This window comes from Pseudomonas sp. GW823-FHT06E10, assembly GCF_058794995.1.
In genome coordinates this window covers 1-9,203 of record NZ_JBXAHJ010000031.1, presented here as the reverse complement: position 1 = coordinate 9,203, position 9,203 = coordinate 1, and the positions used below count along the sequence as shown (strand labels likewise).

Sequence of the window (9,203 nt, the reverse complement as noted above, 5' to 3'; positions counted from 1 at the left end):
GTCGATTTTTTTCTCGGGAATGTCCACCCCGTTGGCGCCGGGATTGACCTTGAAATTTTCTCCGGTATAGAGCGAGAGCATGCGGTTGGTGGTGTTGAATTGTGACAGTTTCAGGTCCCAGCCTTTGCCGAAGCCGCTGTCGGGTGCATTGAGCGGGTTGAAGTTCAGTTGCAGGGGGACGACCGGGCCGCTCAGGTTATTGGCCTTGAGTTCGGGCAGCGAAACGGAGCAGGTGTATTGCCCGGTACGAGAGTCGACCTCGCTTTGAATGAAACTCATGAAGTTGAACGCGTTGGACTGGATGACGCTGGAATTACTCATGGAAGTGGCCTCACTTCGTATCGGCAGGCATTAATGAACGTCTGGGAGAACCTGACGGCTGTACTCAGTTAACGGGCTGCGAACGCTCGATATAAGCACAGCTGATTCGCTCATCCCAACCGACTTGGGAGTAATCACTTCCTTCCCATTTTTCTTCGACTCGACTGTTTTTATTCGGAATGAGCTCGCCAGCTTTTTTATTTTTAAATTCGTTGAAATTCATTTGAGAAGGTGGATTGGTCCAGTCGGTGGGTTGTTTGACTGTTTTCAGTTTTACGAAAAAATTATCGTTCAGTCTCGAGTCAGAGCAATGTTCATTTTCATAAAACTGAATGAGTGTTGCCGAGGGGACATTTTCCAGCCGAAAAGAGGCGGCACTATTGTTTTCACAATGTTGGCTGCTTGAGCTGAAGTCGAAGATCTGACGGGTTTCAGGGACTGGCAATGAACATATTTTTTCACCCTTCGAATTAAAGAACGTGATGTCGCCGTACTTCCCGGCACTTGCCTCTTGCGCATTGGCAACGAAGCTTGCAGCGTAAAGTAGGAGCAGCGTGCAGGTTGTAAGTGATGTGCGAAGTTTATTGAGTGTATTCATGTTTTAAGACCTCGTTTGATAGGGCTAGCGAGCAGGCGCGGGAGTGCTTCTATCCCGACTTTAGCACTGAAAATTTCCTTCGCAACCTAGCAGAACTGCTAGGTATTCAGTGCCGGTGAATGGGTGTAAAACAAACTGCCTATTGGTTATTTCACCGATGGTTTTTTTCACTGAGTGTCTGCTCTGTATTTCAAGTCAATAAGGAACTCGCATATGGCTCCCGGCGATTTAGACGCACCTACTATTCCACTCTTGATCAACGGAGCGCTTGATCCGGACTCCTTGAACGGCGCACCACTTGATACCTACGCCAAATATCCCAGCCCCCTACTGGGTGACACCCTTTATCAAAGTTGGCTCGGTTTGGCGGAAGATGGTACTCCGGTGGATGTCACGGACATTCCGATTGATGTCGATCCTGATCAGGAAACGGAATATGGATTCTTGATGCTGATTGCCAATCATTTCGTGAACTTATTGAATAAAGGTCAGGTGTTTTATTCATATTATTTAAAACGTGCTGGCGGAGGAGACAGGGAAGAGTCAAAACGAATTCACTTTGGCGTTGGCAAGCAGGGATTGTTGTCGGCCCCCCAGATAAAAGAGTCCCATAACTTGCAGCTGGACCCGGATGCGATCGAGGGCAATATGACCATCGCGCTCGCGCCCGTTGGTGTGATGAACAATGGCGACAGGTACAGGCTCATCTGGAAAGGCGAACGCGCTGACGGTAGCCCTGGCCCGGTATTCAATCCGCCTGTCAAAATCTTGAGCGACACCGATACCGATCCAACCAACAATCCCCGGCAGGTGCTGAGCTGGACCATCTTGAAAACCCAAGTGGTCGCATTGCGCGGGGGTAAGATTACCCTGAGTTATGAGATCACTTACGCGTCGTCTGGCGCGTTGGCCGCTACCTTGTCCGCCGAGCGCACCTTTCTGGTGACAGCACCTGCCATTGCGCAATTGCCAGTGGCCAGTATCAAGGATCTGACCGGCAGCGAAATCAACCCGGGGCAGTTTCCACAAGGGATTCGCGTGGTGATCCCGATTTACCGGGGCATCCGTGTAGGTGATGAAGTGCTGGTGTACGGAACGCGCACCGGAGCGGGCAGTGGCCCGAACAAAAACACCATTCAGTATTTGAAAATCGACAGCTCCCATATCGAGAGCGGCAAGGTCGAGGTTGCTATCGGCCAACAATGGCTGCTGGACAATCGCGGCGGTGCGGTAATCATCCTCTATGAATATGCCCGACCCGATGCGGCCGGTCGCGGCGATGAATTGCAATTAACCATCCGGGAACCGTTGGTATTGCCGACGCCATCGGTCGATCGCAGTGTGGTTGTCGGCGGTCGGGATGAATTGAATCCGATCCTGGCCATTGACGGTGCATACATCACCATTCCTGCCGGCGCTACGATTGGCGATGGCGACCCGGTAAAGGCGATGTGGAATGGATTCGGCAGCGGTGGATCCTACGAAACCGCAGTGCCAAGTCAACTCAACCCCATGAAGTTCAAAGTGCCAGCGGATGTGCTGCCGCCTAACTTCGGCAAAACCGTTGAAGTCATCTACCAGGTTGCTGGCCAGGATGCCGAGCCTGCGCTGCAATTATATGTTCGCCCCCTCGCCAATCTTCCTGGCCTCGAGTGCGAAAAAGTTCAAATCGGCTCACCCGCCACGCTGAAACTATCGGATGTTCCAGACGCGGGTGCGATTTTGAGTGTCGACCTTTGGCCGTTCATTTCAACACGGCAGCAAGTGCGCGTGTGGTTGAGCTCCAGCGCAGTGGGCGAGCGGGAAATCCTGCCGGTGCGCGATGTTTTGCCTGAGGAAGTTACCGATAGAGTCAAGACACGTCTGATGAAAACACACTTGGCGGGCATTGCGACAAACGCGCTCTTTACCTTACGGGCCAGTGTGAGTTTCGACGGTGGGAACTCGTTTTATACGTTTAGCCCTCTATCGATAAAGTTGCTGGATTGAAAGCACAGTCGCCAGTACTCCCAAAAAAAGGAAGCAATATCATGAGCAAAAGACCGTTGGCGGAATTAGTTAATTATATGCAGGGGAAATCCCTGACCTATGGTTGGGATGCGGTAAGTTTGTACGATCAGCGCAAGGCTAACGAATTGCTGTTTCAGCAGTATGTTCAACGCTTTAACTCCTGTCATTATATCAAACCCATGAACATGGTCGCGGAGTGGGGGGACGGGTCATACAAGGAACACATCTATAACTTGAAGTTGAGTGCACCGCGTTTGTCGTTTGAAAGCGCGGACCCCAGCGAGGGTGCAAGGGCGCGTCTGACCATGGACATGGTGGGGGGCATGATTGTCAGCACCAACTCATCCGGTGGCGCGACTCACGTCTCGAAAATGCAGCAGTTACTGCCAATTGGCGGGCCGCAACTCTGGATGGATCAGCGAGTTACCAAAGGCACTGTCAGCGGGCCTGGGGACGTTGTGATCGACTTGAAAAACGCCGATAGATTCAGGGCCAACTTTGTCGTCGGCGACCTGACCGAGGCCGATGTCGGCAGGCGTTTCCAAGAGTATTTCGAAAAAGAATTGACGCCTGAACAGAAGCAATTCCCGCTTGGACGATTGACCGGGGACTTGAATGATGTCTTGACGCCAAAGAACTTCGAAATCCGAACCATGAAGTCGGACCCCCTCGCCGTGATGGGGGATGAAGCCTACGGCGATGGTGCGGTGATGATGTTCATTACCTTGAGGGATGGCACCGATGGCGCGTCTTTTCCAAATGTCAATTCACCTTATCTGATCCCGATTGACGGAAACGGTACCCAGTACACTGGGGCTATGCTGCTGTCGAGCAGGGTGCTGTTCGACAAGATCATGCGTGGGCCGGCGATAGCCGATATTGGCAATGGAATCAATTTTGCACCCTTTGATGGCGGTTCAGACGTTGCGTTTTCCTTGAAGGGTACTGCCGGAGGAATTTCTCAAGATTACAAGTACGAGTATGAGGTCTGGTATGGAGGTATCCATACAGGCAATTTTTATTTCAGTACTCCAATTCGACATGACTTCAAACAAGACACCGGAGGCTCTCCACTAACAGTCAGGGCGGGAGGCGAACGAATTGAATTCGTTTGGAATAAACATTACAAGACGCTTTTTCGGCGAGAGATTAAATATTTCTCACCTTTTGATCCCAATAAGGATGATTCTGGCTTCATGGACTTCATATGTAATTATGGTGTTCATTTTGATATCAAACTTAACCGGGAGACAGGGCTGGTCAGTTTTGATAGAAACAATAGCTCCTCAATATTTAATCTAACCATTGGCGGTGCAGATGGTCTTGAAGATGTGATCTCTCAATTTCCCAACATGAGGCCTAGGATAGAGGAGTTTTTCAAACCGAAGATCATAGCACTGCTCAATAATCTGACGGCCCCAACCATAGACACTTTCCTGGCCCGGAACCTGCTGTTCCCGGGGCAAAACGCCTTGCAACTGAGCGATGCCTTTGTCCCGGGTGATCTGGCGTTGTTTGGGCAGATCGATCCGCTTCGTACAAGCACCGTCCTGGCGCCGATGAACTCGACCATAGTGGCGGGCAGCAAACTGCAATTCACCCTGTCGCCCATGCCATCGAATGTGCACTGGAGCGTGAAGGATGTCGACGGCAATCTGGCGCAGCCCGGTGTGATCAGCTCGACAGGTGAATACACGGCGCCTGCCGCCGGGGTACTGGACGAAGGTTTTGTCGCCGCGCTGGTCACCGTCAATGGTACCTTGAACGGTCAACCGGTAGAAAGTTCCGCACTGGTCTCAGTGGTTCACCACAGCATCAAGGCCAACCCGATGTACGTTGCCTGTGATCCCGGCAGGACAGAAATACTGGCAGCCGAATCGTTAAAAGGCGAGAGGCTGGAGTGGAAGATCCTGACGCCACAATGGGGGTCGACGCTCAAACCGGTCGAAGGTAATCCGAATCAATACCTGTATGAAGCCGGAAAAAACATTGATCCAGACATGCCTTTCCCTGTGGACAAAATTGAAATCAAAACAACTGTCAACAACGTAACGACTTATGCCTACATTCATGTATTGATTCGCGGCACAATGATTGGTACCCCGATGCATCTAAGCGAAGCGAGCGACCCCTCTACAGGTACCGTGCAATTTGAACTAAGAGGGAAGGACGGTCCTGTCAATCCTGAGTCGGTTACATGGAGGTTGTTACACGGTCCGGGTAATTTCAATGACAAAACCGGCGTATATACCGAGCCCAGTGCCATGGTGCCGGGCAGTTTTGTGGTTGTAATGGGCACCGTTCCGGGGCCCTTTGTTGATACCCATGCGGTTGCCGCCGTTCCCTTGCCGTTAACGAAGTATGTGGAATTGATTGAGGATGTAAACCTGACCCTCGCGGCCGGTGAAAACTCACTGATGTAGTGCCGATGCGGTAAAGCGTACAGAAACTTATTGTTTTTATCTTTTAACAAGGCGGCATCATCATGGCTAACTATTCGCTGGCAGAATTAACTACCCGAATGCAGGGGAAATCGATCACGCTCGGCTGGGACGCCGTTGTGTTCATGAACAGGGCAAAAGTTAATAGTCTGTTGGAACAGCAATACATTACCCGGTTCAACCAGCACAGTTTCTTGAAGCGTATCTCTGGCGCCTGTCCGATGACCCCCGACGGCGAGGAGCTGCTGGAACTAAGTGGGATAATACTCAGTCACCCAAGGCTGAGTTTCGAAAAAGCTACATTGCGCAACTCCCGCGTGACCGCGACCATGGATATTGTTTCCGGCACAGTGTCTTATGTGCGCAAGGGTAACAATCAAATCCCCGCTGCGGTATTGAGAAGTTACGTGGTCAGCGCTCACCAGGGCCATACGCTGACCATGGACATCGATCTGGCCGGCAGTACGGGCTCGGTCAATGAGCAGGGTAAAGTCATTCTGGATATCGGCGATGCCTATAACTGTCGTTGCAATCTGGTCAATGAGGACAAATCACAGGAGTTGCTGGGGGATTTTTTCAAGGCCTTGTTCCTCGAGCAAAAGCCGGAGGATCGGGTTTACACCCTGGGGATGCTGGACTTGCGCGATGTCGACCTGTTGGCTCCGCGTTCGTTCATGATTCGCACCATGGCCACCGATGAAGGAAAGATTCGTACTTCCGACGATTATGGCGAGGGTGCTGTCGTATTGATGGTGCGTACCAAGGGGAATTCGAAGGAGGGTGATGAACCGACTGAAACGTCCCTGGATTACCTGATTCCCAATGACAGGGATACCCTAGGGAAAGCCAAGTATTCAGGTTCGTTGGTGTTGGCCAGTCGGGCGGTGTTTGATTGGTATTTCCAGGATCCAATACAAAATATGATTGGTCATGGTGTGCGTTTTGAGCGTATGACAGAGTCTAATAATATTGCTCGATCCCTTAGGGCTATTTCTGGTGAATTGCCATTGCCTGGATACTTTCATAGATGGGCCGATTTTGTGACGCATATAGAGGAGGTCTATAACGTTGGAGAGCATAAACTATCGTTCAGTGGAATCGATGTTGATGCCCTGAAGATAGTCGCTGGTGCCGATAATGCTTTGGAGGCTACTTGGTCGGGTGAGCAGAAGCAAAGGTTTGAGGTTTGGATTCGTGATTTGTGGGTTAATGATAAGTATCCCTCTGACGCAGAAGTGACTTACGACGTAAAAATAAAATTTGATCCTGTTGTTGGTTCTTTGAATGTTTTAACGTTTCAGGCGAGAACACCGCAGGTCTCGTTTAATTCTAATTATCAACCTGTCACCGACAGTTATACTAATCTTGAGTTTATTCAGCGTTTTAATAGAGTGTTTTTGCCACAAGTTAACTCAACGATTAATGAATACACTAGCTTTTTTCGCGATACGGCGATCTTTAAAAGCTTCGGTATTCCCGAAATCAACACATTAGCCATCAGCAACCTGCTATTCCCTGAACGCAACGCCTTGCAACTGACAGACGCGCGTCTGCCAGGCGACCTGGCCTTGTTCGGCCAGATCGATCCCAAGGAAACCACGTTCACCCTCGACCCGCTGATGCCGGTAATCAAGGCAGGCCAGAAGCAAGTGTTCACAATTCGCCAATTGGGCTATCGGGCCGCCGATGTCACCTGGAGCGTACGCAGCGTCGACGGCGCCCGGGCGACCGGGACCATCGTCAATGGCGAGTACACCGCACCGGCCGCGCAGTTGCTCGAAGGTACCGCAGCGCGCAACGTGGTGACCGCCACCTACACCGATCCGGCCACCGGTAATGAAGTGACCGCTTCGGCGCTGGTCACCGTGGCGTTGAGCGGTGTTGTGGTCACGCCGTCGATGTCGCTGATCGAAATGGAAGATCGCAAGAGCGTGACGCTCAAGGCGACCACACTGGGGGCCGGTCCCATCAGATGGACCGCGAAAGGGGGGCCGGGCACGCTGATACCCAACGGTAACGAGGCGATTTATACCCCGCCGCAAACCAGCTTGCCCGACGGTGCCCTGCAAGTGGCGGAGTTTGATGTCGAAGACACCAGCACAGGGGAAAAAACCACCGCTACCGTGTTGTTGCGTCAGGGTAACTTCGCCTTGAACATCTCTCCGGCCTTTGTGCCGGGTTTGCGGCCGAGCAGTTCGGCGTTGCTGAAAGTGCCCAACAACCTGCGACCCGATCAGTTCAAATGGGAGGTCGTGGCCGGGCAAGGCAGCATCAACCCGACGACCGGGGTTTTCACTGCGCCCGCCAACATCACCTCGCCCTACAGCGTCGTGAAGGTCTTGCATGAAGGCGATTTTTTCGACACGGTGGGCTACAGCATTATCTATTTGTCCGAGCACGCCCGAACCTCGAGTTGGCTAGCGCTCGATACCTTTGATTTCGCTGTCGACCCTGCACCTACCCGTGTGTATGCCAATGGCTTGCAACAGGCCAGAGTGGTGGTTCGGGTCAGGCCTGCCGTTTACGACGGTGGCCCTGATTCGCCGGAACTGTCGGAGCGAGAATACGAAAGCATCAGCCTGGTATCGGCCAATGAAAAAAATCCGCTGCCGGAAGTAGGGGCCGGTGGAGTGCCTGTCGGAGACAAGTGGCATTTCACTGAAACCGAAAATGACTACAGAAAATACCAGGAAACGGCGGTATCCCAAGAGGCGAACCCTGATCAGGCAAAGGCGGGGCAACTGTATACGAAGGAATTCTTCGTTCAGTGCCATAAGGTTGAAAGCCTCTTGGTGGCGGCACGTATTCGCAGTGACTTCAATGAACAGTTCTATTCCAATCCCTCACCAGAGGATGGCGAAGCCAATAACAAAGCCCGTAATCTTATTGCCATTCAACCACCTGAGGGCGGGACGATTGGTCAGGTGATGTTTACCTTCGGCGATAATCCTCCGGTCCGGGTAAAAGGCGATAAGGACGATGAGGTAGATCTGGAAACCATCGATTATTATTTCCTGAAATTGATGATCAGAGGTGTACAGGTCGGTATTCGGCACATTGAGTTCGTGGGCAATACGAGCATGCTCAAATGGGAAAGCAATACCCAACTTGAAGACGTGCACAGTATTACCGGCTATGCGATGCCCAATGTTAAAAATGGCGAAGGCAAGCAGATTCTTCATCTTGACGACATTCTATTGCGTCGTATGGACGGAACCATTCCGGATCCTATTGTTGATCCAGGATATCCGGTGCCTGCGGGGCAGGTGCTGTTTAGTCTGCACCGCCGTCAATATTGGCAATATGAACAATATGCCAAGTCTGATTTCGATTCCCCGTTGAATCTGATTGTTTATGATGATTATGGCAATCGACACACCGTGGCCATTGGCTTTGATGGCAACAATCGGAACAAGTTGAGAATTATCGGCTCCTGACATTAAAGAAAGACTCAGGTGCGAGGCATTCCGCTTCGCACCTCCTTAAATATTCATTATTGTGGGATGTGAACAATGTCTACATCTACCGCTGTGCATTCCAATGCCTTCAATTTCATGAGTTTCATACTTAGCCAGGTCGACCCCCGCACTGGGCAATACACCTGCGCCATTTCCCTGCCCGAACTCAAAGCCAATAACCTGTGCGGCCCGGTCGTCCCCCTGCAACTGAACTTCAACCCGCTCAATGCACCCGACAGCGGCTTCGGCAAGGGCTGGGACCTGAAACTGTCACAGTTCAACACCACCAATCGCATACTGTCGCTCTACACCGGCGAAAGTTTCAAGGTCAATCCCGGCGCCAACGGGGTGGAAATTCCCGAGAAAAAAATCGAT

Annotated in this window: 6 protein-coding genes; 4 read left to right on the top strand and 2 right to left on the bottom strand. The window is 51.6% G+C overall.

Going from position 1 to position 9,203, the window contains the following annotated elements:
* Together AC1Q6Y_RS27930 and AC1Q6Y_RS27925 are read right to left on the bottom strand one after the other, a co-directional pair.
* The coding region (locus AC1Q6Y_RS27930; protein ID WP_492625652.1) for a hypothetical protein at positions 1-321 on the bottom strand (321 nt) is incomplete at its 3' end.
* A 64-nt stretch (positions 322-385) separates the two neighbouring features.
* Positions 386-919, bottom strand: coding sequence for a hypothetical protein (locus tag AC1Q6Y_RS27925; protein ID WP_492625651.1), 534 nt, complete (start codon positions 917-919; stop codon positions 386-388).
* A gap of 213 nt (positions 920-1,132) precedes the next feature.
* Between AC1Q6Y_RS27925 and AC1Q6Y_RS27920 the strand changes: the two genes are divergently transcribed.
* The 4 genes from AC1Q6Y_RS27920 to AC1Q6Y_RS27905 all read left to right on the top strand — a co-directional run.
* Entirely contained in the window at positions 1,133-2,908 is a 1,776-nt protein-coding gene (locus AC1Q6Y_RS27920) for a hypothetical protein (RefSeq protein WP_492625650.1), read from the top strand.
* A 41-nt stretch (positions 2,909-2,949) separates the two neighbouring features.
* Complete coding sequence (locus AC1Q6Y_RS27915; RefSeq protein WP_492625649.1) at positions 2,950-5,352, top strand: hypothetical protein; 2,403 nt, start codon at positions 2,950-2,952, stop codon at positions 5,350-5,352.
* Between the two features lie 62 nt (positions 5,353-5,414).
* Positions 5,415-8,807 carry a hypothetical protein gene (locus AC1Q6Y_RS27910; RefSeq protein ID WP_492625648.1) on the top strand — a complete coding sequence of 1,131 codons (3,393 nt, stop codon included), beginning with the start codon at positions 5,415-5,417 and terminating at the stop codon, positions 8,805-8,807.
* A gap of 75 nt (positions 8,808-8,882) precedes the next feature.
* A partial coding sequence (locus AC1Q6Y_RS27905; protein WP_492625647.1) for a hypothetical protein occupies positions 8,883-9,203 on the top strand: 321 nt, incomplete at its 3' end.

Coding starts and splice junctions, on each gene's coding strand:
- AC1Q6Y_RS27925 (WP_492625651.1), bottom strand. CDS start 919: ATGAATACACTCAATAAACTTCGCACATCACTTACAACCTGCACGCTG.
- AC1Q6Y_RS27920 (WP_492625650.1), top strand. CDS start 1,133: ATGGCTCCCGGCGATTTAGACGCACCTACTATTCCACTCTTGATCAAC.
- AC1Q6Y_RS27915 (WP_492625649.1), top strand. CDS start 2,950: ATGAGCAAAAGACCGTTGGCGGAATTAGTTAATTATATGCAGGGGAAA.
- AC1Q6Y_RS27910 (WP_492625648.1), top strand. CDS start 5,415: ATGGCTAACTATTCGCTGGCAGAATTAACTACCCGAATGCAGGGGAAA.